Here is a 22,796-nt window from a genome sequence, read left to right as displayed (position 1 = left end):
AATAAGCGTTTACATCGGAATAATACCGACATTATTTAGGCCAGCAGTATATCATTGTCCCCCGCCGAGCGACCATGAAGTTGCTAAAACCCTACAAATCCTTGGGAATATATTTTTTTGCGGGATTAAATGTGTAAAATACGGCAAGACCAGTAGCCAGCCCATAAAAAGCTCAACGAGAATTACTATGAAAAAAATCTTCCTGATGCTTTGCCTGACAATGACAGCTCCTGCATTTGCCGCCGGCGATGCAGAAGCAGGCAAGGCGAAGTCAACTACTTGCGCCGCCTGTCATGGTGCAGATGGCAATAGTGCGGTTGATATGTATCCAAGTATCGCAGGCCAACACGCCAGCTATATCGTCAAGCAACTGCAGGAATTGCGCCTGGGTGCTCAAACTAACGGTGAGCAGGGCCGCTATGATCCTGTGATGTCAGGAATGGCAGCGCCTCTGTCTGACCAGGATATCGAAGACATGGCCGCTTACTACTCATCGCAAAAAGCCAATGCCGGTAGCACACCAGAAGATGTAATTGAAGCCGGTGCTAAGTTGTTTATGGGTGGTGATATGAACCGCGGTATCGCTGCATGTGCGGCTTGTCACGGTCCTCGTGGCGATGGCATGGGCTTAGCGAAGTTCCCGGATATCAGCGGCCAACACGCGACTTATGTGAAAAAGCAGTTAGAGGATTTCCGCGCCGGTAAACGTGTGAATGACCCCAACGGCATGATGCGTGACGTGGCTATGCGTCTGACTGATGCAGATATTGAACTGCTGTCAAAATATGTAGGCGGCCTGTACTAATCAGGTTCAGCCCCGAAAAAACCGACTCCTAAGGGTCGGTTTTTTTATATCTGAGATTAGGCCGGTGTTTACCCTGCTTTACGCTAACGACAAATTTGTCTCGAACTTGTTAAAAAAACCATTGTAAAAAAGTTGTAAAATATTTTTTATCCTGTATTCTTTCGCATCAACAACAAGGACTACCGTGCACCCAGGAAGGGAAAGCCATACGTTGTTCTTAGCGTTTTAACTCGCTCTTGGAAATTCTATGGAAGAACCAATAAAGCGTCAGGAAGACCAATAACAAAAAGCTTCGTAAATAAGAAAAATAAGAGAAGCGTATGATAAGGCTGTCTGCACCGTTCAGGATGAACGATAAAACGGGAGAAGTGTCATCTGGCACTTGGTTATACGAAAGGCGATAGGTAGACTATCGCCTTTTCTTTTTGTGTCCAGCCCTTATGCATTGTCCCCTTTGCAGCCATACCGTTATCAGTCATTATCATCGAGATAAGGTAAGAGACTACTGGCAATGTAATCGCTGTCAGTTGGTATTCGTCAATGCACAGCAGCGACTCTCTCCCGAAGCAGAAAAAGCCATCTACGACCTACACCAAAATAGCCACACCGATGCTGGCTATATACGTTTCTTGTCGCGCTTTGCCGAGCCACTAAAGCAGCGTTTATCGCCAGGCTCAAAGGGATTGGACTACGGTTGTGGCCCGGCTCCCGTGCTTGCCGAGATGCTAAGCACGTCAGGCTTTCCTACTGTAGGCTATGACCCATTTTATCAACCCGCCCTCCCCGCAGGGACATTCGATTTTGTTTGCTGTACCGAAGCCATAGAGCACTTTTACCAGCCCGGGAAAGTATTTGAGCATTGGCTAGGTCTGATGAACCCCTGCGCGGTACTCGGCATCATGACAAAGCGGGTAATGAACAAAGAGCGTTTCGCTAACTGGCATTACAAAAATGACCAAACCCATGTATGTTTTTTTAGCGAAGCTACATTTAGCTGGGTAGCAGCACATTATTCACTTCGACTGGAGATTGCCGGTCCCGATGTGGTGTTTTTGTACCGAGACAAGGTGTAAAATAAGCGCATTCAATCAGAGTAATTTTTCATGCCCAAGCAGCCATATATCCACAAAGCTAAAAAACAGCAACCAGAGCAAGACAAAAAACCTAAACGCCACACGGGTAAGCCGGCCGGCACTCGCAATAATGTCGCCTCTAAGAAAGCAGAACAGGTGGCAAAGGCCCCACAAGACCCCAGGCTGGGGAGTAAGAAAGCCATCCCTTTGGTGGTCGAAAAAGCCGCTGCACAGCCTAAGGCCAAGTTTTTTTCCCCCGCTGCTGAGCTGAAATCTATCGAGCAAGATACCCGTCTGGATACCCTGATGGATCGTTTAGACTCAGGTCAAAAACTCTCTGCTGAAGAACAAAGGTATGTTGACAGCAAGCTAGCGCGCCACCAGGAACTCTGCAAGTTAATGGGCATCGAGCCTGAAGCCGAGCAAGAAGAAGACAGCGACCTGTTTGACAAGTTTGAGAAAATCAACCTGGACCAGTTTAAGAAATGACCGTTACTCCCCTGCTCACTGCCATACTGGTTGTCGCTCTGCTGATTATTGCCGGACTGGCATTTTACGCCGGCCGTCTGCTATTCCTGTTAAAACGGCAGAATCAACAGCAGCAGGCAGCCAACCAGCAGCGCGAAGACTATCTTCGTCAGAGTATACAAACCATTGCCCAGGCACTAGATCAGCAACAGTGTGGCTTGTCAGAGGGCAGCATCAGGCTTTGTGTTTTACTGGAAAATTTTGACCAGGAGGCCGATCATACCTTGCGGTTCCCGGCTTTACATGAGCTCTATGGGCGCATTAAACATATGCCAACGCACAAGGCCTATAGCGATCTGCCCAAACTCGAAAGGCGTCGCATGCAGTTGGAACGGGAAGAGCATGAAGCCGAACTGGAGTCTCAAATCCTCAAAGAAATTCAAGTACTAAAAAGCTTTTGAATTCGATTAAGGGGCGCCCGCCCCTTTTTTGACAACCCGCCTTCTCATTCTGCAAGTCTGTCACTTTATCCCCTGAATTTAGCCTACTTTCCAAGCCGCTCAAAAGGTATACTTGGCAGCATTTTTCAAAGTAAACCAGCAAAACACCGGATCTTATGCAAAAGTTCGATATCAAGACTTTCCAGGGACTGATTCTAGCCCTGCAGGATTACTGGGCACGTCAGGGCTGTGTGATTATCCAACCCCTCGACATGGAAGTAGGCGCAGGCACCTTCCACCCCATGACGTTTCTTCGCTCTATTGGCCCAGAGCCAATCAGTAGTGCCTATGTTCAACCCTGCCGCAGACCCACTGATGGTCGCTATGGTGAGAACCCAAACCGACTACAACACTATTACCAGTTTCAAGTTATGTTGAAACCCTCCCCGGATAACATTCAGGAGTTGTATCTGGGCTCGTTAAGAGAGTTGGGTTTTGATCCGCTGGTTCACGACATTCGTTTTGTCGAAGACAACTGGGAATCCCCTACGCTAGGTGCCTGGGGACTGGGCTGGGAAGTTTGGCTTAACGGCATGGAAGTGACCCAGTTTACCTATTTCCAGCAGGTTGGCGGTATCGAGTGCGCACCGGTAACCGGTGAGATCACTTATGGTCTGGAACGACTGGCCATGTATATTCAGGGCGTTGATAGCATTTATGATTTGGTATGGACCGACGGCCCAATGGGTCGGGTTACTTATGGTGATGTGTTCCATCAAAATGAAGTAGAGCAATCCACTTATAACTTCGAATATGCCGATGTAGACGCGCTGTTCCGAACTTTTGATCAGTGTGAAAAAGATAGCCAGTTTCTTATTGAAAAGGGCTTGGCCCTGCCCGCTTATGAGCAAGTTATGAAAGCGTCTCACGCCTTTAACTTGCTGGATGCCCGTCACGCCATTTCAGTAACAGAGCGTCAACGTTACATCCTACGAGTTCGAACCCTGGCTAAGGCATGTGCTCAGCGCTACTACGAGTCCCGGGAGGCCCTCGGTTTCCCAATGTGCAAGCAGAAGGAGAGCAACTAATGCGCCAGGAAAACTTACTGATTGAAATTGGCACAGAAGAGTTGCCCCCTAAGGCGTTAACCAAGCTGGCAGAGTCCTTCGCGCAGGAAATGGATAAGCAGCTTCAGCAAGCTGAATTGTCTAAACAGGACATAGTTTGGTTTGCCTCCCCCAGACGCCTGGCGGTTTATGTTAAAGCGTTAGCTTATCAGCAAGCCGACAAAGTGATCGAAAAACGAGGCCCTGCTGTCAGCGCTGCATTTGATGCCGAAGGTCAGCCTACCCGCGCAGCACTCGGCTGGGCAAAAGGACTGGGAATAGACATTAGCGACGCCCAACGTTTATCCACCGATAAGGGTGAGTGGCTTCTGCACATGGCTAATGTAAAAGGCGAAAGCTTGCCCGCCATTTTGGCCGGTATGGTTAATCAGGCCCTGAAAGCACTGCCTATTCCTAAACCCATGCGCTGGGGTGCCAAGTCCACTGAGTTTATCCGCCCTGTCCATAATGTCTGCATGATGTTCGGAAACGAGCTGATTGATGGAGAGGTGCTGGGCATTAGCTCCTCAACCACCCTTTCAGGACACAGGTTTCATCACCCCGCTCCGCTGACCCTAGATCATGCTGATAATTATCTGGCACTGCTGCGTGGCGCCCATGTATTAGCGGATTTTGGCGAGCGAAAAGAAGTGATAAGACGGGGACTGGCCAACGCTGCAGCCACTGAAAATGCCAAGATAGAACCAGAAGAAAGCTTACTGGAAGAAGTCACCGCGCTGGTAGAATGGCCAGTGGTACTTACCGCCTCCTTCGAGGAAAGTTTTCTGCAAGTCCCCAAAGAAGCCCTTATTTATACGATGAAGGGTGACCAAAAGTACTTCCCCCTCTTTAGTCAAACGGGCGCACTTTTGCCACGCTTTGCTTTTGTAACTAATATCGAAAGCAAGGATCCTGTGCAGATTATTCAAGGTAACGAAAAGGTCATCCGCCCACGCTTGGCCGATGCCGAATTTTTCTTCACTACCGACAAAAAGCAACGTCTGGAAGATCGTCTGGCAAGTCTCGACACAGTGTTGTTCCAAAAGCAGTTAGGCACGCTGAAAGATAAGTCCGAGCGCATAGCTGCACTGGCGGCCATCGTAGCTGAATCATTGGGCGCAAATAAGCAACAAGCGCAACGCGCCGGCTTGCTGTCTAAAACCGATTTAATGTCCAACATGGTTATGGAATTCCCTGATGTACAAGGCGTTATGGGAATGCACTACGCTCGTCTGGATGGTGAAGACGAAGAAGTAGCACTGGCATTGAACGAGCAGTACATGCCCAGATATTCAGGCGACCAGCTCCCGACATCCCCCATCAGTTGCTCGGTAGCCATAGCAGATAAGCTAGATACTCTGGTTGGGATTTTTGGCATAGGTCAGGCCCCCAAGGGTGACAAAGATCCTTTTGCACTGCGAAGAGCGGCAATAGGTTTATTACGCATAGTGGTAGAGAAGACCTTACCTTTAGATCTTCAGCCATTAATCGATGCATCAGTCACACTGTTTGGCGATAAGCTCACCAATGCTGATGCGGCAGAACAGGTCTTTGAGTTTGTACAGGGGCGCTTCCGTGCCTGGTATCAAGAGCAAGGCGTAGATGTCGACGTTATCCAATCCGTTCTAGCACGCCGTCCATCGCGTCCAGCCGATTTTGATGCCCGCATCAAAGCCGTGCAACACTTTAAGACATTGGAAGCCGCACAGGCGCTTGCAGCTGCGAATAAACGCGTTGCCAATATCCTGGCTAAGGTAGAAGAGCCGCTACAGGAAAAAGTGGACGCAGCCTTGTTAAAAGAGAGCTCAGAACAGGCTCTGCTTACCCAGCTTGAATCGGTTAAAGGACAGATTCAGCAGAGTATGCAAAGGCTGGATTACAAGCAAACTCTGGTGACCCTGGCAACCTTGCGAGAAAGCATAGACAAGTTCTTTGATGAGGTGATGGTAATGGATGAGGATCCTGCCGTCAGATCGAATCGTCTGGCATTGCTGAATGAATTGCGTACTTTATTTATGGGCGTGGCAGATATTTCGATTCTTAACTGAATGCATTGACTTTGTTTTTAAGGCCCACCTTCCGGTGGGCTTTTTTATTAGTAAGGCACAATTTCAGCGTCGGCGTTATTCGCTTTGCCACGGATGATTTGTTATAACTATGCGCAATTAGAAGCCCTACAAGAAATATTGAGGAACCGTAGAATGGCCATGCCTAGAGCGCTCACCATCGCCCTACTACTATCGACATTGTCAGCCTGTGCTACTCGCCCCAGTCTGCCAGAGCCAGAGCAAATCCAAGACCTGTATTTGAGAGGCGTATTCACTTGGTGGGAAGCCGATGAGAATTACAAGATGCAACGTCTTTCAGAAACGCTTTTCAGAGGTGAGGCGGAATTGATTGCCGATGGCCAGCCGTATGATTTCAGAATAGCTGACGCGCAATGGTCAGAAGGTTCTAACTGCGGTTATTTGCAAAAAGACAGTGATGAGCATGTCCAACTGGGTAAAGCTGTCCGTGCGAGCTGCGATACCACCAACAATAATTTTAAGTTCACGCCCAGCGAGACCGGCCTCTACGAGTTTTATATCGACTTTTCTCACTCTGGTCATCCCCTTGTCACCATCGACAAAAAGACTAAATAGGCGATATAACATTTTGATTTTATTAAAAAAGCCGGCGATTGCCGGCTTTTTCATTGCTACACGTCCAGATTCGCTACCCTAAGCGCATTTTCTTCAATAAATGCGCGGCGTGGTTCGACCTGATCTCCCATTAAGCATGTAAAGAGCTGGTCTGCAGCAATAGCATCCTCAATGGTCACCTGCAACATACGACGGCTTTCAGGATCCATGGTCGTCTCCCACAACTGAGTGGGATTCATCTCTCCCAATCCTTTGTATCGCTGAATATAAATACCGCGTTTTGATTCAGCCAGCAGCCATTCCAAGGCTTGCGCGAAGCTATCGACTTTATGGGTCTTCTCGCCTCTGGCTACATAACCACCCTCTTCGATAATACCGTTGATCGCTTCATTGAGTTCGCGGATACGTTTGTACTCGGTTGAGTCAATAAAATCATGATCTAAGCGATACTCGGTATCAATACCGTGTTGACGCATAATCACCACCACGTACCAATTCGAGCGCTCCCGATCTTCACGTACCTCAAAACGATATAAAGCACCATCACTCTCAAACTCTTCCAGCTCTTTAACCAGCTTCTGCCCTACTTCGGCCAACTTGGTTTGGTCTGACAGATCTTGCAAGCTCAGGATGTCGGCATAAACCAAACGCATCAGCAACGCCTTGGGCATGATACGGCTGATTCTGTCGATCATGCTCATCGTGGTTTGATACTGCTTAACTAAAGTTTCAAGTGCAACACCCGAAATAGCCGGCGCATTCTCATTGACATACAGAGACGCATTATCCAGAGCCATAGTCGTCAGATAAGCGGTCAAAGCCGGATCATCTTTAATATACTGCTCTTGTTTGCCTTTCTTCATTTTATAAAGCGGCGGCTGTGCAATATAAACGTAGCCTCGCTCGATGATTTCTGGCATTTGACGATAGAAGAATGTCAGCAGTAAAGTACGAATATGAGAACCGTCAACATCAGCATCCGTCATGATGATGATACTGTGGTAACGTAATTTCTCTGGATCATACTCATCCCTACCAATGCCACAGCCCAATGCAGTAATCAGAGTGGCTACTTCTTGCGAAGAAAGCATCTTGTCAAAACGTGCTTTTTCAACGTTAAGAATCTTACCTTTCAATGGCAAAATAGCTTGGTTTTTACGATTCCGCCCCTGCTTGGCAGAGCCCCCGGCGGAATCTCCCTCCACTATGTAGAGTTCAGATAATGCTGGATCTTTTTCCTGACAGTCAGCCAATTTTCCTGGTAAACCGGCTAAATCAAGGGCGCCTTTACGGCGAGTCATCTCTCTTGCTTTTCTAGCCGCTTCCCGGGCGCGAGCAGCATCAATAATCTTGCCTGCGATGATTTTTGCATCAGCAGGATTCTCCAGTAAAAACTCCTGGAGCTTCTCACCCATGGTCGTCTCTACTGCAGGTTTAACTTCCGAAGAAACCAATTTATCCTTTGTCTGAGATGAGAATTTGGGATCAGGTACCTTCACCGAAACAACCGCTGTCAGCCCTTCCCTAGCATCGTCACCGCTGGCATTAGTTTTAGACTTTTTGTTAAGCCCTTCGGCTTCCATAAAGTTATTCAGGGTACGAGTTAATGCCCCTCTAAAACCCGCAAGGTGGGTACCACCATCCCGTTGCGGAATATTGTTGGTGAAGCAATAGATGTTTTCCTGGAAGCCATCGTTCCACTGCATCGCTACTTCAACACTGATTCCATCCTCTCGCTCCGTTGAGAAGTGAAAGGCTTTCTGATGCACAGGGGTCTTATTTTGGTTCAGGAACTGTACGAATGCGTTAATACCGCCTTCATAGCAGAAGTGATCAGACTTACCGTCACGCTCGTCTATAAGATGAATAGATACACCGGAGTTCAGGAATGACAGCTCTCTTAAGCGCTTGGCCAGGATGTCATAGTGAAAAACAGTATCTGAAAATGTTTGTGGGCTTGGCCAAAAACGAATAGCGGTACCTTTCTCTTCGGTCTCACCAACGGGCGCAAGAGGCGCTTGCGGAACGCCATGCTGATACTCCTGCTCATGAATCTTGCCACCGCGACGAATACGCAACTGTAATTTTTCAGAGAGTGCGTTAACGACCGAAACACCTACCCCGTGCAGACCACCGGATACTTTATAGGAGTTGTCGTCAAACTTACCACCGGCGTGAAGAACGGTAAGAATAACCTCGGCAGCAGAAACCCCCTCTTCTGGGTGAATTTCTGTTGGTATTCCGCGACCATTATCTTTAACTGACACAGAACCATCAGTATGGATAGTGATGCGAATTTCAGAACAGTACCCAGCCAAGGCTTCGTCAATGGAGTTGTCTACAACCTCAAACACCATATGGTGAAGACCGGTGCCGTCATCAGTATCACCGATATACATTCCAGGTCTTTTTCTGACAGCATCCAGGCCTTTTAATACTTTGATACTTGACGAATCATAGTTGTTTTCAGACATTTACCTTCTACTCCTCTTTCACCTGGCCATGTTCCACGTGAAACATTTTTTTATCTTTATAATCTTCAACAAAGTCCACATGCTGTTTTTCAACAGCTGTGACAAAGATCTGTGCAGAAGACTTCAGTAACTCTTTGATAAAAGCTTCTCGCTTTACCGCATCTAACTCAGCACCAATATCATCCAACAAGAACACACAGCCCTTTTGTTTCTCTTGCAGTAAATACTGAGACTGCGAAAGCAACAGCGCTGCCATCAACATTCGAGCCTGCCCTCGAGAGAGCACTTCCTGCGCAGCGATGCCATCAGCTTTCACTCGCAGATCAGCTTTATGTGGTCCTTGGGATGTGAAGCCATACTTAAGATCTCTAGGCATATTTTGCTTTAATACTTCAGCCAGAGACTTAGACCTATCCCACCCGCTATGATACGAAATTTCGAAGGAAAACTCAGGTAGAAAATGGCTTAGATTTGTATATATATACGGGAGCAGCCTTTCCAAATAGCTCTCTCTGAGCTTATCTACCTGTTCCCCGCTGTCAGCTAAGGACTCATCCCAAAACGCCCCTTGGCTATTGAAAGAGCCCTTTCTCAGCAAAGCATTTCTGTGTGCCAAAATCTGTTGGTAACGTCCGTTTAATGCGAGAAAAGATTGTTCCACGTGGAACAATCCCCAATCCAAAAAGCGTCGCCGTAAATTCGGCGCTCCATGAATCACTTCCGAGCTAATAGGCGTAAAGATCTGAACCGGTAACAACTTAACCAAATCCGAAGTGCGGCTTAGCTGCTCTCCGTTAACCTTGATGATGGACTCCCCGCTTCGGAGTCGCTGGTATCCTATTGCTGCGGATTTTGTTGACGCTTCATCCAAGGTTTTGCAAAACACCGTAAATGAGTCCGTGTCATGCTGAATGACATGTTGATGGCGAGCGCTGCGAAAAGAACGGCCAAAACCGAGATAATGGATAGCTTCCAGTAATGAAGATTTACCGCTTCCATTTACGCCGTAGATAACGTTTAACCCAGCAGCCGGAACAAGCGAAACATTCTGCAAATTCCTAAACTGCTGGATTTGGAGACGCTCCAGCTTCATTTTAATTGTAAGCCTGTTAAGGCCAAAAAGATGGGCAGGGTTATAACCTCATCGGCATAATGACATAAAGCGCAGAGTCATCTGCCGCATCTTCGATTAGCGCGCTGCTGTTTGAATCGGACATGCTAATGCATACATTCTCTGAACCCAGCGCATTCAACACATCGATTAGATAAGCAACATTAAAACCAATTTCCAGGCTGTCACCTTGATACTGTACATCAACAATTTCTTCGGCTTCTTCCTGTTCAGGGTTGTTGGCGGTAATCTTCAACTCACCAGATGCCAGGTTCAGCCTCACTCCTCTAAACTTTTCGTTTGAGAGAATAGAGGCGCGAGAAAACGCCTGCTTCAGCGTTTCTTTGCTTGCCTCTACGCGCTTGTCTCCATCCTTGGGCAGAACCCTTCTATAATCAGGAAATCTGCCATCTACCAGCTTGCTGGTAAAAATAAAGTCGGTAGAGAATATGCGAATGTGATTGGCGCCGATTTGTACCTTCAGAGATTTATCATCATTCTCGATAAGGCGTGATATTTCCATCACACCCTTCCTGGGAATAATGACCTGACGGTCGGGCAAAGGTGTGCCTTCATAAGGCGTTCTGCATAATGCCAATCTATGTCCATCAGTGGCAACAGTGCGAATAATGCCATCCTCTGTTTCGAGTGACATACCATTTAGGTAGTAACGCACATCTTGTTGAGCCATCGAGAAATGAGTACTGTCTATCAGCCGCTTCAGCTGTGACTGAGAAATTTCAAATTCAATCTCTCCCTGCCAATCCTCAAGGTTTGGATATTCACTGGCCGGAAGCGTAGACAATGAATATCTACCACGTCCCGACTTCAGCAACGCCTTATTACCTTCAACCACAAACTCAACGTCGCCTACATCGGAAAAGCCTTTTACGATATCTAACAACTTCTTGGCAGGCACGGTAATTTCACCGTCTTCACATTGACCAGCCAAAGTAACATTAGATATTAGCTCAACCTCTAAATCCGTGCCTGTTAGCCATAGTGTACCCTCACTAACTTTAATCAACACGTTAGATAAAATGGGTAAAGTGTGTCGACGTTCAACGGCTCCAGCAACCAATTGCAGAGGTTGTAAGAAGTTTTCCCTACTTATAGTAAATTTCATGAGCGACTCGTTGTAGTTTTTAGGACGACAGGGTTCGAATCAAATTCTGATAGTCTTCTTTTATATCATGACTCTCTTCACGCAATTGCCCAATTTTCCGGCAAGCGTGCAACACAGTAGTGTGGTCTCTGCCACCAAATGCATCGCCAATCTCGGGCAAACTGTGATTAGTCAATTCTTTCGCTAAAGCCATAGCAACTTGCCGTGGCCTGGCTACGCTGCGACTTCTCCGTTTGGAGAGGATATCGGCCACCTTAATTTTGTAATATTCGGCAACCGTTTTCTGAATGTTATCTATAGTAACCAGTTTTTCCTGTAAGGCTAATAGATCTCTTAACGCTTCACGGACAAAATCTATGGTGATCGGACGCCCAGTAAAGTTAGCGTTGGCGATAACTCTATTTAACGCGCCTTCCAATTCACGCACATTGGAACGTAATCGTTTGGCGATAAAGAAAGCCACTTCATCAGGTAAATGAATCCGATTTTCTACTGCCTTTCTCATCAATATCGCCACACGAGTTTCAAGCTCCGGCGGTTCGATGGCTATAGTTAATCCCCAGCCAAAACGAGACTTCAAACGATCCTCAACCCCATCGATTTCTTTGGGGTATCGATCTGAAGTCAGGATAATTTGCTGATTACCTTCTAATAACGCATTAAAGGTATGGAAAAACTCTTCCTGTGAGCGGTCCTTCTTAGCGAAAAACTGAATATCATCGATGAGTAATGCATCTACAGACCGATAATAACGCTTAAACTCTTCTATCGCGTTATTCTGCAACGCCTTAACCATGTCCTGAACAAAACGCTCGGAGTGCATGTAAACAACTTTGGCATCTTTGTTCTTTGCCATCAGTCCGTTGCCTACTGCGTGCAGAAGGTGAGTCTTACCTAAACCCGTTCCACCATATATAAATAACGGGTTGTATGCACCACCTGGGTTGTCAGCGACCTGACTGGCCGCCGCTCTGGCTAACTGGTTTGACTTACCCTCAACAAAATTATCAAAGGTATAAGTTAAGTTGATATTACTCTTGTGCTCTACCCTGACTTGCTGAGGCATCCCACTAGCGGGAGGTTGAGCTATAGGGGGAGGTGCAGAGAATGTGCTGACTGGCGCAGCAACAGACTGCATAGGTGCAGAAACACTTGGAACAGTATTAGCAACTCCCACATCAAAATGCAGTGCAGGCGCCTTGTCAGGCGCACAGATCTCTTCAAACAACTCAGATATTCGCGAAATATACTTGTCACGTACCCAATCAAGAACAAAACGATTAGGGGCAAATAAAGTTAGCGTTGAATTGTCGTAGTGGGCTTGAAGCGGACGAATCCACATGCTGAATTGCTGGGTTGGCAACTCCTGCTGTAACCGCCTGAGACATTCTTCCCATAATGACATTAATAAGGCACTCCTGCCGGAACCGATGGAAGTCGCCAGCTCAATAAGACGAAACTGATAAATGCGAACAGAAAACGAACACCTTTATCATGTGTAAGGTGAACTGACCTGCTTTGACTAAGGCTGTGAATTATTGCTTAAATTTATCCACATGTTCAAGATCGATCTTAACCCTATTCGCTTCCTCTTGAAAAAAACGACCTACCCTACTGTTTTTAAAGATATTATTTTCATTAAAAATAATATCGACATATCGTCTCCCGTATATATCAAAAAGCAATAAGTGAATAAAAAGCCCGCAATTTATTAAGTATATAGTCAGAAGATGTCGCTTTTCTGTGGATAAACCAACGAGAATCACTCAGGTTATTAACACATCAGCATAAAGACAGGTATACAAAAGCGACAGCAGGCTGCAAATTACATTGACATGCCCCGTATAGATCTCTAAAATTCGGCGTCCTTTTGAGCACAACCCCGTGCTTGAAGTGTCAACATCAGTTATTGAAGCGGCGGACTAGGTTATGAAAAGAACATTTCAACCAAGTAATTTAAAGCGTAAACGTTCACACGGTTTTCGTGCCCGCATGGCGACAAAAAATGGCCGCAAGGTTCTAGCTAGTCGTCGTGCAAAAGGCCGTGCTCGTTTATCAGCCTAATTGCATTTATCGAAGTGGGTGAAAATCAATTTTCTCGGGAGTTAAGGTTACTTACTCCCACCCATTTCGAGAATGTATTCCAGCAAGCAACGCCCGCTGTATCTCCGCAATTAACTGCTCTCGCCAGACTTAATGGCTTATCCCATCCCAGATTAGGTATTACACTCGCTAAAAAACGAGTCAAAAAAGCCCACGACCGAAATCGCCTAAAACGCGTAATTCGAGAAAGTTTTCGACTAAACCAACATGATCTGCCTTGTGCTGATATAGTGTTAGTCGGCAAGTCCGGGTTGGATCAATTGACCAATCAACAGTTGTATGAACTCTTGAGTAGGTTATGGAAAAAGCTCAAACAGCGTTGCAATCAGCCAGTATCTGGCTAATTCGACTTTACCAAAGGTGGATTTCACCGCTTTTGGGACCGAGGTGTCGATTCAACCCGACTTGTTCGGAATATGCTGCCGGAGCAATTAAAAGCCATGGTGTAGTGATTGGTTGTTGGTTAAGCATCAAACGCATATTAAAATGCCACCCTTTACATCCGGGGGGAGACGATCCCGTCCCACCGAAAACATAAGATAAAAGTAGTCAGTTATGGAATCCCAAAGAAGCTTTCTTCTCATTGGCCTGGCCTTGGTCAGCTTTTTATTGTGGCAACAGTGGCAACTGGATTATGGCCAACCGCCAGTTCAAACCGCCGAGGTTGCTGACAGTACCGCTAACGTAAGTAGTCCGGTGTCGGATGATGTTCCCGTTGCTGATACCCAGCATCTAACCGCATCAGTCGAAACTCAGGGCAAGTTAATCCACGTCTTGACTGATAGCCTGGATGTGCAAATAAACACACAAGGTGGCGATGTAGTCTCAGCCAAACTGGTGGATTTTCCAGTTACACAAGGTTCAAGTGAGAGCTTTACCTTACTGGCATCTGACCCAGGACATCAATACATTGCACAAAGTGGTTTGATAGGTCCCGATGGCCCTGATTCGTCATCTAAAGGACGGCCAGTCTATACGGCACAAGCTACCGAATATCAGTTGAGTGAAGATAGTCTTAGCGTCCCCCTTACCTATCAAAGCGCCAATGGCGTTCTGATTACCAAAACGTTTATTTTCTCTAAAGGTAAGCATGACCTACGGGTTGAATACAGTGTTCAGAACAACTCTGGATCAACTATTCATGTGCAACAATATGCACAGTTAAAGCAATCACTGGCGGGACCGGAAAGCAGCATGTTTATGCCGACCTACCGTGGTGCAGCCTATTCAACTGCTGAAGAACGCTATGAAAAGCATGCCTTTGACGATATCGAAGACGAGAAGCTGAATGAAAATACGCAGGGCGGCTGGGTTGCCATGCTTCAACATTATTTCGTATCGGCCTGGGTTCCACCACAAGATGAACAAAATACCCTGTATAGCCGTATTTTGAACAATGAGTATGCCAGCATAGGTTTTAAAGGCAGCCTGAAGTCCGTTGCCCCTGGTGAAACACTTCAGCTTGGCAGCACATTATATACCGGTCCCAAAGATCAAGACGACCTGGTACAGCTTGCCAGGGGTCTCGACCTAACCGTAGATTACGGCATTCTGTGGTGGCTCTCGCAGCCCTTATTCTGGTTGCTGCAATTTATCCACGGCCTGGTAGGCAACTGGGGTCTGGCAATTATCATCATCACCATAATAGTTAAAGGTGCGATGTATCCACTGACCAAAGCCCAGTACGAATCCATGGCAAAACTGCGTGCCTTACAACCGAAAATGCAAGCGCTCAAAGAGCGGTACGGCGAAGACCGTCAGAAGATGTCTCAGGCCATGATGGAGATGTATAAGAAGGAAAAAGTTAATCCCATGGGTGGCTGTTTCCCTCTCCTACTACAAATGCCTATCTTCCTGGCTCTGTACTGGGTATTCCTGGAAAGTGTTGAGCTACGTCATGCTGACTTCTTCCTGTGGATTACCGACTTGTCGGTTAAAGACCCTTACTTTGTGCTACCAGTGCTAACAGGTGCCAGTATGTTCCTGTTACAGAAACTGCAGCCTATGACCATTCAGGATCCGATGCAGCAAAAGATTATGCAATGGATGCCGGTCATGATGAGTGTGTTCTTCCTGTGGTTCCCTGCTGGTCTGGTACTGTACTGGTTGATAAGCAACGTGATCACCCTTATTCAGGCTAAGATGATTTACGCATCCATGGAAAAACGCGGCATCAAAGCCCACTAAACACAAATTCAGAGGCCCGTTTAACGGGCCTTTTCTTTAGCTGTTGGGTAAAATACCCCTATTCATCACCCTAGAGGAATCGACATGCCATCTTTTGACATTGTCTCTGAAGTTGATCTGGTTGAAGTGAAAAACGCTGTAGACAACGCCATTCGCGAACTGGATACACGATTTGATTTTCGCGGCATTGAAGCCAGTTTTGAACAAAAAGAGAATCAGGTAACACTGGTTGCGGAAGCGGAGTTCCAGCTTCAACAAATGCAGGAAATTCTGCGTTCTAAATGTGCCAAACGCGGTGTAAGTACTGCCTGCATAGAGCAAAAAGGTATCGAGCGCAGCGGTAAAACCCACAAGCAGATATTGGTATTTCGCCAGGGTATTGAGCAAGACATGGCGAAAAAGATCAGCAAGCTGATCAAAGAAAGCAAGGTTAAGGTACAAAGCTCCATTCAAGGTGACCAGGTTCGCGTCACCGGCAAGAAACGAGACGACCTGCAAGAAGCTATTGCACTGGTTAAAGCTGCTGATCTTGGTCAACCATTCCAGTTCACTAACTTCCGCGATTAATTACATGACCAAACAACCGACCATTGTTGCCCAGGCTACCGCCCCTGGGCGGGGTAGTGTTGGCATTATCAGAGTGTCTGGTGAACAGGCCCAGCAAGTCGCACAGCGCTTACTGGGCAAGGTTCCCAAGCCTCGACTAGCCGAATATCTGCCGTTTTATGATGAACAGGGAAACCCGCTCGATCAGGGTATAGCCTTGTTTTTTAAAGCCCCGAATTCCTTTACCGGTGAAGACATACTGGAACTTCAGGGACACGGTGGTCAGGTAGTTATGGACATGCTTATTCGCCACATTCTGGCCGTAGATGGCGTGCAAATAGCTCGACCAGGGGAGTTCAGTGAGCGTGCTTTTCTGAATGACAAGATGGATCTCGCCCAGGCCGAAGCCATAGCGGATTTGATTGATGCCAGTTCAGAACAAGCCGCCCTTTCCGCCGTCCGCTCTTTGCAAGGGGAGTTTTCCAAGCAGGTTCATCATTTGGTTGAACAGGTAATTCATTTGCGAATCTATGTAGAGGCTGCCATTGATTTTCCTGATGAGGAAGTCGACTTTTTGTCAGATGGTAAGGTGCAAAGTGACCTGCAAGACATCATTCAGCAACTGCAAACGATACGCGCGCAAGCTCACCAGGGAAGCATACTACGGGAAGGTATGCGGGTGGTTATCGCCGGCCGCCCCAATTCTGGAAAATCCAGTCTGCTGAACGCCTTAGCCGGCCGGGAAGCCGCAATTGTTACCGATATTGCCGGCACCACCCGTGACGTTTTAAAAGAGCATATACATATCGATGGTATGCCTTTGCATATTATCGATACTGCTGGTCTACGGGACAGCGACGACAAAGTAGAGCAGATCGGTATTCAGCGCGCCTGGCAGGAAATTGCTCAGGCCGACCGGGTGCTAATGATGGTCGACAGCACTAAAACCAGCGAAACCGATCCTAAGGTCATTTGGCCTGACTTTATCGAACGGCTGCCCAAAGGCACAAAAGTGACCTTAATCCGCAATAAGGTGGACTTATCAGGCGAAGCCGTTGAAAAAATAGAAAACCAAAGCAATACCTTAATTCGCCTCAGTGCCAGTCAGGCAAAAGGAATAGACTTACTCGCGCAACATCTGAAGGACTGCATGGGCTTTGAAGCCAGCACTGAAGGACAGTTTATCGCCCGACGACGTCATTTGGATGCACTGGAAAAAGCCGCTGAACATCTTGATATAGGTTTCGAGCAGCTCGTTAGTTGTATGGCTGGTGAACTCTTGGCTGAAGAACTCCGTTTAGTGCAGCAACACCTGAACGAAATCACCGGTGAATTTAGCTCAGATGATCTATTAGGACGCATCTTCAGCTCTTTCTGTATAGGTAAATAACCCCCTTTCTTCAATTCATGCAATGAGCACATCAGCTGTGCTCATTGGTTTGGGATCTCTGTTGACAACAAAGTTACCATTAGTATACTACCCCTCAAGTTACCTTTGGTAACATGACATATAAACGTCTATGAGCTGAACCGGTTCTACTCCCTCCGGCTCAGTGTATCCAACCTTATTCAACGCTCACCCCATCTACTGGAGCATCTAAAATGTTTGAACTTAACCTGGCAACTATTGAGACAGCAGACGACCTTGCAGCCCCCATTTTAAAAGGCTTCAAAGAACAATATGGGATGGTACCCAACTTCTTTGCTGCACTGGGCATTGATGGAGGCTCACTGCGCGGCTATCTTGATTTTGTAACAGCCGTAGAAACCCACGGAGCACTTAATGAACGCCAACGTGAACTGATAGCACTCAAAGTTGCTAACTACAATGGATGCCATTACTGTGTAAGTGGACACACTTTTTCCGCTAAGCGCGCTGGAATCAGTGCCGAAGCCTGTCAACAGGCGCAATTAGGCAAGGCAGATTCAGCGCAAGAACAGGCAATACTCACATTGGTTGAGCAAATGATGGAGAAACAGGGCCATCTGGATACGCAGGATAAAAAAGCCGCATACGAAGCAGGATTATCAGAACAACAACTCATTCAAATTGCCGCCTGGGTTACATTGAACACCTTTAGCAACTGGGTTAACAACATAGTGCAAACGAAAATTGATTTTCCAAAAGTTGCGATAGCTGAATACTAAACGGAGATCCCATTTGACGTCTCGATTGACTAAGGAAGCCCGCCACGAACAACTGTTGGATGTGGCGGCAAAAATCATACGAGAAAAGGGCACGGAAGCCCTGACACTCATCACATTAGCCCACCAGGCTGGTGTAACTAAGCCTATTACCTACAAACACTTTGCAAGCCGACAAAGTTTACTTCATGCCCTATACAAACGTTGTGATAAGCGATTTGTGGATGCCATGAATATAAAAATACAGCAACAAGCTACTAACTTTGAACAAGCTGTTACCCTATTCACCGATGCCTATTTAGATTGTCTTGAACAGAATGGGCGTGAATACAACGAAGTGATTTTTGCCTTGATGGCCTACCCTGAATATCGTGATATTCATCGCGAAATTCGCCACTTTTTTTGTCAGGCTTTGATCAGCGTTTTTAAGCCTTTTATTTCACCGTCCATTGCCTTGGATAAGGTTAGACTAGCGGCAATTTACGGCGCTTTGGAAGCCGTAGCAGATATGTTAGCGGAAGGCCCTTCAACACCGCATCAGGCCCGTCTGACCATAGAAAGATTACTTAAAAACGAACTGACAGCTTAATGCCTGGGGCCAGGCTTATGCTGTCCGGCGAAGTAGCAATTACTTACCTTCCCGCTCCTTCTCCATCAACTCAACTACTGGCTGAAACAATTTTCTATTTTCTTCACTCAGCGCGCTCAACTCCTTGTGCGCCTGATAAATCATCTCAGCCTGTGCATCAGGATTTGCCGCTTCACTCACTCCGCGCATCGGCACATCTTCGATGCGAGCTTCTACAAAATGAAAAACCTGATCTAAGCACATGCTTTTCAGCAACAGCAACATATTGGCATTTGTACAGAACAAGCTTGGTTTGCCTTTGTTATGGCTAATGCTGACCCTGGCTAGCATCGCAAGTAGTCCCAGGCAGGTACTGTCCATATACTCAGTTTCCGTTAGGTCAGCGGCGACTCGCGAACATGTGGAATGTGTAAATAAATGACGGATAAATCCGTCCATGCCCTCTACCGAAGTATGTCTCAGCTCACCAACAAACTTAAACACACATAATCCCGCATGATTAGCAAAAAAAACCTGTTCGTCCCTCATAAAACCTCCGAATCAAGTTTTGCTTAACGAAACACACTTAATACCGTCAAATCGTCAGACAAATGGCTTGATGACCTGATACTTAAATGCTCGGCTAAGCCTTGCATATCATCGGGTGCATGCTGCAAACAGGCTATTAAACTATGCATTTTTTCCTCCAGGCTAACCTCTTGTAGTATGTCGAGTATACCGTCAGAACATATATAGAGCCTGAATTTGTCGGCCAACGGACAGTAGCTTGTCTGATACTGGGTAAAATCAAATAACCCCACGGGTGTGCCTTTTGTCTCTATCAACTGTGCCTGACCATTTTGAATTAGCACTGGCCATGGGAATATACCTGCATTGGCGTAGCAAAGTTGGTTAGATTGCAAATCAATCACAGCGTAAAAGATCGCGATATGCTTACCAATATCATCAGCGATTAATGCTTGATTCAACATTGAAAGCACGGCAGCGGGATCTAACAAAGCGCTTTGTTCACCACGGCGATATTGTTCTTGCAGAGTTGTTATAAAGCGTTTGAGATAAATCGTAACAAAGGCCGAAGACACACCATGTCCCGCCACATCAGCGAGGTAAAACCCCATATAACGCTCATTAACGGCAAAATAATCAACAAAGTCACCGCTCATAATTTCTGACGGCATCAATAAATGCGAAAAACTTACCCGCTCTATGGTGAGTTCCTTGTCTGGCAGCAACTTAAACTGAACCTGCCTCCCCGCCTTCTCTCCATCTTGCAAAATCTTTAGGGATTGCTCCAACTTAGCGTTGGCCTGTTCAAGTTCCTGAGTCCGAAAGGTCACTTTTTGCTCAAGCTGCTGGTTCAACTGAGTTACTTTTTCGATGTACATGTAAGTACGAAGGGAAGCAATTACCGCGGTAAATAACTTCTGAACGGTCAGCTCAGTCTTCTCTTTATAATCGTTAATATCGTATTGCAGGATAACTTGCTGTTCTGGCGCATGACCAGGTTGGCCCGTGCGCAAAATAATGCGCACATCATCATTTCTGAGGTCACGCCGTATAAACTTAACCAACTGTAAGCCAGCATCATCAGACTCCATCACCACATCCAACAACACCAAGGCAATATCCTGCTCTTTGGTGAGTACTTTGCGTGCTTCGGCTGCACTTTTAGCGCTCAATAATAGTAGCGGTCGCTGTTCGAAGACCAAATCTCGCAACACTAATCGTGTCAGTATGTGGACTTCATCGTCATCATCAACGATCAACACTTTCCAGGGCGTTTTGTCATTCTGGCCGGTTTGCACAGCTTCGTCTTCGTTACAAAACAGCAACCTTTCCTCATTGTAAGTGGTTTGACTCATTGGCAACTCAAATCTCACAAAGCACTTGTACAAATAAACTACGCTGTTCACTTCACTATAGCTATAAACATAGTCAACCACAGTCCGGCATAAAAGCAATCTAGGCCAATTTGTCGACAACTTGATATACTGCCGACATTCGGGATGTCAGCACATTTAGCAATGCAAAAAATAGAAATACTGGTCGGTTCCATGTTGGGTGCAACGGAGTACGTGGCGGATGCCATTTGTGAAAAATTGCAGGAAATGGGTATTCCCAACCAGCTGCATTTAAAGCCAGACATAGCTGACTTAGATCGCACTGCCCTCTGGCTTATCTGCACCTCAACCCATGGAGCAGGTGAACTACCAGACAATATAAAGCCGTTTTCTAAGCAGCTTGAAGAGCAGCATTTCCCTCATCTTAGCTATCTTCTGGTTGGATTGGGCGACAGTAGCTACGATACCTTCTGCGAAGGCGCTAAGCAGATGCAAAAAGACATGGATAAAACAAATGCAGAGCTTCTGGCAGAACCCATATTGGTTGATGTATTACAACATCCTGTACCGGAAGATGAAGTGATTGCCTGGTTTGAATCGGATCATATTCGCAACAAGATTCAATCCTGGCTGCAGAGGTAACAATTGAACCAATCCGAACTAATTGCACTTAATGGAGCACTGAGCAACGAAGCCAGGGTGCTTTATTGTCTGGGCTTGCGACCTGATGCGGATAAGGCGTCAGGATTAACTAACCCTCTGAACTATAGAAAGTTATTAGCCCTACTAAACAGTAAACAGCCAATACTCAGCCTGGGCAGGCATATCAACCAGCTGCTGCGGGAACTGGCGGATGCTGGTTTGGTAGATAGCCAGAATGAGTGCATTAGCAGTCGTAGCTTAAACGGCCAACAACTGCTGTTACCGCTAATCGCCGCCTCACAAACACAGTATCAAACCTTGCATATGCACTGGCAAAGCATGTCAGTGGAGTGGCGACCAAATCAAAGGTTGTTTGAAGACTTGAGTCAATTGGTCGGATTGTTGGACAACCAGTACTCAGATGAAGACATTGGTGAATTTATCGCTTATTGGTTAAGTCGTCCGGAAGTCAACCTAACCCAATTTCAATGGACTCAGCGATTCGTTCTACAATTGAAAAAGTCACGCCTGACACCAGGTAGTAGACATAAAATCGGGCAACAGTTTGTCACAGCCACTGCGGGTGTGGCAGCAGATGAAAACGCCAAGAAACTGGTGGAGAAATACAGTGCAAAGCCTAAAGGATAAAATTGAACAACTCGGCCGTACCCTGGGAAAGCCCAAACCGGTAGAGCAAGTAAAAGATTATGCGCAGCTTCGCAAAGAATATGAGCAGCAAGCTAATTTCGAAGTGCGTCAGCAGCAGTCAGACGCTAAACGCAAGCGCATTGAGCAAATTCACGGACGTTCAGATTTGAATCCTAAATGGACCTTTGACAACCTGATTCAGGATAGTCCGGATGTTACTGAAGCCGTCAGTATCGCACAGTCTTTTATTGCCGCTCACAGCGATCCCAGTTGGCGAGCCAGCGGCTCACATATGATGGTGTTTTATGGTGACTATGGCCGGGGAAAATCGCATATTGCCGGTGCAATAGCCCATGAACTTATTGATCGCTATGAGATATCCGTATTGTACAGACAGCTAACCAGCCTGCTGGAAATGCGCTATTTTTCATATGACTACTCGGCCAAGGACGACATTGGGCAAAAGTTCAGAGAGATCACCCACGAACTAATGTCAGTGGATCTGCTGATTCTTGATGAAGTCTGTGTAAATGAGACTGTATTAAAGAAAAGCACCCAAAGTTGGCTAGGAACGCTGCTGCGCCAACGTCATAGCCAGAATAAGAACTGCATATTGATCACTAACCACGACCTAAATGGGCTTGAACAGGCTTTAGGGCCTTACTGTTTCGAATCTATTAAGGAATATGACACCTATAAAGTCCGATTCAGTGGTCCCAGCAGACGTAAAACGGTGACAGATGATTTTGCCTCACCCAGTAAAAAAACCACATCAGGCTATGTTCCTAACCAAGTTAGATAGCGAATTGTGCTGACGGCTAAAAAAATTGTCGTCAGCACATTTGCCCCT

The 22,796-nt window shown here is 46.5% G+C and carries 24 protein-coding genes; 18 read left to right on the top strand and 6 right to left on the bottom strand.

Features of this window, described 5'->3' with window-relative positions; translation table 11 throughout:
- The first annotated feature begins 187 nt into the window (after nucleotides 1–187).
- The 7 genes from IEX02_RS06005 (at nucleotide 188) to IEX02_RS05975 (ending at nucleotide 6,534) form a co-directional block, all read left to right on the top strand.
- A complete protein-coding gene (locus IEX02_RS06005; RefSeq protein ID WP_188691604.1) occupies nucleotides 188–805 on the top strand; it encodes a c-type cytochrome in 618 nt (205 codons plus the stop codon).
- Between the two features lie 440 nt (nucleotides 806–1,245).
- Nucleotides 1,246–1,878, top strand: a complete 633-nt coding sequence (locus tag IEX02_RS06000; protein ID WP_188691601.1) for a class I SAM-dependent methyltransferase — start codon at nucleotides 1,246–1,248, stop codon at nucleotides 1,876–1,878.
- Nucleotides 1,879–1,908: 30 nt separating this feature from the next.
- Entirely contained in the window at nucleotides 1,909–2,367 is a 459-nt protein-coding gene (gene yihI / locus IEX02_RS05995) for a Der GTPase-activating protein YihI (RefSeq protein WP_188691598.1), read from the top strand.
- Entirely contained in the window at nucleotides 2,364–2,807 is a 444-nt protein-coding gene (locus IEX02_RS05990) for a DUF2489 domain-containing protein (protein WP_188691595.1), read from the top strand. Before yihI ends, IEX02_RS05990 begins: the two co-directional genes overlap by 4 nt.
- A gap of 155 nt (nucleotides 2,808–2,962) precedes the next feature.
- A complete protein-coding gene (gene glyQ, locus IEX02_RS05985) occupies nucleotides 2,963–3,874 on the top strand; it encodes a glycine--tRNA ligase subunit alpha (RefSeq protein ID WP_188691592.1) in 912 nt (303 codons plus the stop codon).
- Nucleotides 3,874–5,940, top strand: a complete 2,067-nt coding sequence (gene glyS, locus IEX02_RS05980) for a glycine--tRNA ligase subunit beta (RefSeq protein WP_188691591.1) — start codon at nucleotides 3,874–3,876, stop codon at nucleotides 5,938–5,940. Before glyQ ends, glyS begins: the two co-directional genes overlap by 1 nt.
- 153 nt (nucleotides 5,941–6,093) lie before the next feature.
- Nucleotides 6,094–6,534, top strand: a complete 441-nt coding sequence (locus IEX02_RS05975) for an early set domain-containing protein (protein ID WP_188691588.1) — start codon at nucleotides 6,094–6,096, stop codon at nucleotides 6,532–6,534.
- 56 nt (nucleotides 6,535–6,590) lie between these two features.
- On the opposite strand, the gene gyrB is transcribed toward IEX02_RS05975, so the two are convergent.
- The 4 genes from gyrB to dnaA are packed head-to-tail and all read right to left on the bottom strand — an operon-like array spanning nucleotide 6,591 to nucleotide 12,650.
- On the bottom strand, nucleotides 6,591–9,008 hold the full coding sequence (gene gyrB, locus IEX02_RS05970; RefSeq protein WP_188691585.1) for a DNA topoisomerase (ATP-hydrolyzing) subunit B: 2,418 nt from the start codon (nucleotides 9,006–9,008) through the stop codon (nucleotides 6,591–6,593).
- 7 nt (nucleotides 9,009–9,015) lie between these two features.
- Entirely contained in the window at nucleotides 9,016–10,101 is a 1,086-nt protein-coding gene (gene recF, locus IEX02_RS05965; RefSeq protein WP_188691582.1) for a DNA replication/repair protein RecF, read from the bottom strand.
- A gap of 40 nt (nucleotides 10,102–10,141) precedes the next feature.
- The gene (gene dnaN, locus IEX02_RS05960) at nucleotides 10,142–11,245 is read right to left on the bottom strand and encodes a DNA polymerase III subunit beta (RefSeq protein WP_188691580.1); all 1,104 of its coding nucleotides are present in this window, start codon (nucleotides 11,243–11,245) and stop codon (nucleotides 10,142–10,144) included.
- Nucleotides 11,246–11,264: 19 nt separating this feature from the next.
- Nucleotides 11,265–12,650 (bottom strand): chromosomal replication initiator protein DnaA, encoded by a 1,386-nt coding sequence (dnaA, locus tag IEX02_RS05955; RefSeq protein ID WP_188691578.1) that lies wholly within the window; start codon nucleotides 12,648–12,650, stop codon nucleotides 11,265–11,267.
- 524 nt (nucleotides 12,651–13,174) lie between these two features.
- Here dnaA and rpmH point away from each other — a divergent pair.
- The 8 genes from rpmH (at nucleotide 13,175) to IEX02_RS05915 (ending at nucleotide 18,815) form a co-directional block, all read left to right on the top strand.
- Nucleotides 13,175–13,309 carry a 50S ribosomal protein L34 gene (gene rpmH / locus IEX02_RS05950; protein WP_082633349.1) on the top strand — a complete coding sequence of 45 codons (135 nt, stop codon included), beginning with the start codon at nucleotides 13,175–13,177 and terminating at the stop codon, nucleotides 13,307–13,309.
- A gap of 14 nt (nucleotides 13,310–13,323) precedes the next feature.
- Nucleotides 13,324–13,692 (top strand): ribonuclease P protein component, encoded by a 369-nt coding sequence (gene rnpA, locus IEX02_RS05945; protein WP_188691577.1) that lies wholly within the window; start codon nucleotides 13,324–13,326, stop codon nucleotides 13,690–13,692.
- Nucleotides 13,647–13,886, top strand: a complete 240-nt coding sequence (yidD, locus tag IEX02_RS05940; RefSeq protein ID WP_188691575.1) for a membrane protein insertion efficiency factor YidD — start codon at nucleotides 13,647–13,649, stop codon at nucleotides 13,884–13,886. Before rnpA ends, yidD begins: the two co-directional genes overlap by 46 nt.
- A gap of 17 nt (nucleotides 13,887–13,903) precedes the next feature.
- Entirely contained in the window at nucleotides 13,904–15,535 is a 1,632-nt protein-coding gene (gene yidC, locus IEX02_RS05935) for a membrane protein insertase YidC (RefSeq protein ID WP_188691573.1), read from the top strand.
- An 84-nt stretch (nucleotides 15,536–15,619) separates the two neighbouring features.
- On the top strand, nucleotides 15,620–16,102 hold the full coding sequence (locus IEX02_RS05930) for a YajQ family cyclic di-GMP-binding protein (RefSeq protein ID WP_188691572.1): 483 nt from the start codon (nucleotides 15,620–15,622) through the stop codon (nucleotides 16,100–16,102).
- A 4-nt stretch (nucleotides 16,103–16,106) separates the two neighbouring features.
- On the top strand, nucleotides 16,107–17,471 hold the full coding sequence (gene mnmE, locus IEX02_RS05925; RefSeq protein WP_188691570.1) for a tRNA uridine-5-carboxymethylaminomethyl(34) synthesis GTPase MnmE: 1,365 nt from the start codon (nucleotides 16,107–16,109) through the stop codon (nucleotides 17,469–17,471).
- Nucleotides 17,472–17,683: 212 nt separating this feature from the next.
- The gene (locus tag IEX02_RS05920) at nucleotides 17,684–18,229 is read left to right on the top strand and encodes a carboxymuconolactone decarboxylase family protein (protein ID WP_188691568.1); all 546 of its coding nucleotides are present in this window, start codon (nucleotides 17,684–17,686) and stop codon (nucleotides 18,227–18,229) included.
- A 13-nt stretch (nucleotides 18,230–18,242) separates the two neighbouring features.
- The gene (locus IEX02_RS05915) at nucleotides 18,243–18,815 is read left to right on the top strand and encodes a TetR/AcrR family transcriptional regulator (RefSeq protein WP_188691567.1); all 573 of its coding nucleotides are present in this window, start codon (nucleotides 18,243–18,245) and stop codon (nucleotides 18,813–18,815) included.
- A 39-nt stretch (nucleotides 18,816–18,854) separates the two neighbouring features.
- Here the strand turns inward: IEX02_RS05915 and IEX02_RS05910 are convergent, their stop codons facing one another.
- Nucleotides 18,855–19,298 carry an STAS domain-containing protein gene (locus IEX02_RS05910; protein ID WP_188691564.1) on the bottom strand — a complete coding sequence of 148 codons (444 nt, stop codon included), beginning with the start codon at nucleotides 19,296–19,298 and terminating at the stop codon, nucleotides 18,855–18,857.
- A gap of 68 nt (nucleotides 19,299–19,366) precedes the next feature.
- Complete coding sequence (locus tag IEX02_RS05905) at nucleotides 19,367–20,677, bottom strand: PP2C family protein-serine/threonine phosphatase (RefSeq protein WP_188691562.1); 1,311 nt, start codon at nucleotides 20,675–20,677, stop codon at nucleotides 19,367–19,369.
- A gap of 162 nt (nucleotides 20,678–20,839) precedes the next feature.
- Between IEX02_RS05905 and IEX02_RS05900 the strand changes: the two genes are divergently transcribed.
- The 3 genes from IEX02_RS05900 to IEX02_RS05890 are packed head-to-tail and all read left to right on the top strand — an operon-like array spanning nucleotide 20,840 to nucleotide 22,748.
- Nucleotides 20,840–21,298 carry a flavodoxin domain-containing protein gene (locus IEX02_RS05900; RefSeq protein WP_188691559.1) on the top strand — a complete coding sequence of 153 codons (459 nt, stop codon included), beginning with the start codon at nucleotides 20,840–20,842 and terminating at the stop codon, nucleotides 21,296–21,298.
- Between the two features lie 3 nt (nucleotides 21,299–21,301).
- Nucleotides 21,302–21,946 carry a DnaT-like ssDNA-binding domain-containing protein gene (locus IEX02_RS05895; RefSeq protein ID WP_188691556.1) on the top strand — a complete coding sequence of 215 codons (645 nt, stop codon included), beginning with the start codon at nucleotides 21,302–21,304 and terminating at the stop codon, nucleotides 21,944–21,946.
- The gene (locus IEX02_RS05890) at nucleotides 21,927–22,748 is read left to right on the top strand and encodes an ATP-binding protein (RefSeq protein ID WP_188691553.1); all 822 of its coding nucleotides are present in this window, start codon (nucleotides 21,927–21,929) and stop codon (nucleotides 22,746–22,748) included. The genes IEX02_RS05895 and IEX02_RS05890 overlap by 20 nt, the downstream gene beginning before the upstream one ends.
- Nucleotides 22,749–22,796 lie beyond the last annotated feature (48 nt).

Origin of the sequence: Bowmanella pacifica, assembly GCF_014645355.1 — a bacterium.
GTDB classification, from domain to species: domain Bacteria; phylum Pseudomonadota; class Gammaproteobacteria; order Enterobacterales; family Alteromonadaceae; genus Bowmanella; species Bowmanella pacifica.
The sequence above is the reverse complement of the archived record's forward strand: the minus strand, read 5'-3'. Positions and strand labels throughout refer to the sequence as shown.

Bases quoted from the DNA above. Each gene is read 5' to 3' on its own strand.
- IEX02_RS06005 (WP_188691604.1), top strand. From the start codon at position 188: ATGAAAAAAATCTTCCTGATGCTTTGCCTGACAATGACAGCTCCTGCA.
- IEX02_RS06000 (WP_188691601.1), top strand. From the start codon at position 1,246: ATGCATTGTCCCCTTTGCAGCCATACCGTTATCAGTCATTATCATCGA.
- yihI (WP_188691598.1), top strand. From the start codon at position 1,909: ATGCCCAAGCAGCCATATATCCACAAAGCTAAAAAACAGCAACCAGAG.
- IEX02_RS05990 (WP_188691595.1), top strand. From the start codon at position 2,364: ATGACCGTTACTCCCCTGCTCACTGCCATACTGGTTGTCGCTCTGCTG.
- glyQ (WP_188691592.1), top strand. From the start codon at position 2,963: ATGCAAAAGTTCGATATCAAGACTTTCCAGGGACTGATTCTAGCCCTG.
- glyS (WP_188691591.1), top strand. From the start codon at position 3,874: ATGCGCCAGGAAAACTTACTGATTGAAATTGGCACAGAAGAGTTGCCC.
- IEX02_RS05975 (WP_188691588.1), top strand. From the start codon at position 6,094: ATGGCCATGCCTAGAGCGCTCACCATCGCCCTACTACTATCGACATTG.
- gyrB (WP_188691585.1), bottom strand. From the start codon at position 9,008: ATGTCTGAAAACAACTATGATTCGTCAAGTATCAAAGTATTAAAAGGC.
- recF (WP_188691582.1), bottom strand. From the start codon at position 10,101: ATGAAGCTGGAGCGTCTCCAAATCCAGCAGTTTAGGAATTTGCAGAAT.
- dnaN (WP_188691580.1), bottom strand. From the start codon at position 11,245: ATGAAATTTACTATAAGTAGGGAAAACTTCTTACAACCTCTGCAATTG.
- dnaA (WP_188691578.1), bottom strand. From the start codon at position 12,650: ATGTCATTATGGGAAGAATGTCTCAGGCGGTTACAGCAGGAGTTGCCA.
- rpmH (WP_082633349.1), top strand. From the start codon at position 13,175: ATGAAAAGAACATTTCAACCAAGTAATTTAAAGCGTAAACGTTCACAC.
- yidD (WP_188691575.1), top strand. From the start codon at position 13,647: ATGGAAAAAGCTCAAACAGCGTTGCAATCAGCCAGTATCTGGCTAATT.
- yidC (WP_188691573.1), top strand. From the start codon at position 13,904: ATGGAATCCCAAAGAAGCTTTCTTCTCATTGGCCTGGCCTTGGTCAGC.
- IEX02_RS05930 (WP_188691572.1), top strand. From the start codon at position 15,620: ATGCCATCTTTTGACATTGTCTCTGAAGTTGATCTGGTTGAAGTGAAA.
- mnmE (WP_188691570.1), top strand. From the start codon at position 16,107: ATGACCAAACAACCGACCATTGTTGCCCAGGCTACCGCCCCTGGGCGG.
- IEX02_RS05920 (WP_188691568.1), top strand. From the start codon at position 17,684: ATGTTTGAACTTAACCTGGCAACTATTGAGACAGCAGACGACCTTGCA.
- IEX02_RS05905 (WP_188691562.1), bottom strand. From the start codon at position 20,677: ATGAGTCAAACCACTTACAATGAGGAAAGGTTGCTGTTTTGTAACGAA.
- IEX02_RS05900 (WP_188691559.1), top strand. From the start codon at position 20,840: ATGCAAAAAATAGAAATACTGGTCGGTTCCATGTTGGGTGCAACGGAG.